Genomic DNA, 575 nt, shown 5'->3' with positions numbered 1-575 from the left:
CTGCTGGAGCAGGTCGTGGCGAACCCGGATATCCGCATTCACGAGCTGGAGCTGGTGAGCGGGGCGGAGAAGGAGCAGATTTTGCATGCGTTCAACGACACCGCGGTCAACTCGCCTCGCGAGAAGACGATCTACCAGTTGCTGGAGGAACAAACGGCGCGGACGCCGGAGCGGGTTGCTGTCTATTGCGAAGGCCAGCGGCTGACGTACCGCGAGCTGAACGAGCGGGCCAACCGCCTCGCCCGCACGCTGCGCAGCGCCGGGGTGCAGCGCGACCGGTTCGTCGGCCTGATGGTCGAGCGCTCGCTGGAGATGGTCGTCAGCGTATTCGCTATCCTCAAAGCCGGCGGCGCGTATGTGCCAATCGATCCGGAGTATCCGGAAGACCGCATCCGCTACATGCTGGAGGATTCGGGCGCGAAGCTGCTGCTGACGCAGGAACAGCTTCGCGAGCGCATCGCCGCCGACCTGAAGGACGTTACGGTGCTTGCGGCGGACGAGGAGGCGAACTACCATGCCGACGGCTCGAACCTGGAGCCGGTATCCGGCGCGGACGACTTGGCCTATGTCATCTA

The 575-nt window shown here is 64.5% G+C and carries 1 protein-coding gene; it reads left to right on the top strand.

The genetic code is table 11. From position 1 onward, the window contains the following. Window positions 1-575 (top strand): AMP-binding protein (locus NI000_RS36555; RefSeq protein ID WP_253416173.1); only part of this gene is annotated, 575 nt, incomplete at both ends.

The organism is Paenibacillus tyrphae (assembly GCF_024158745.1).
GTDB classification, from domain to species: domain Bacteria; phylum Bacillota; class Bacilli; order Paenibacillales; family NBRC-103111; genus Paenibacillus_G; species Paenibacillus_G tyrfis_A.
The sequence above is the reverse complement of the archived record's forward strand: the minus strand, read 5'-3'. Positions and strand labels throughout refer to the sequence as shown.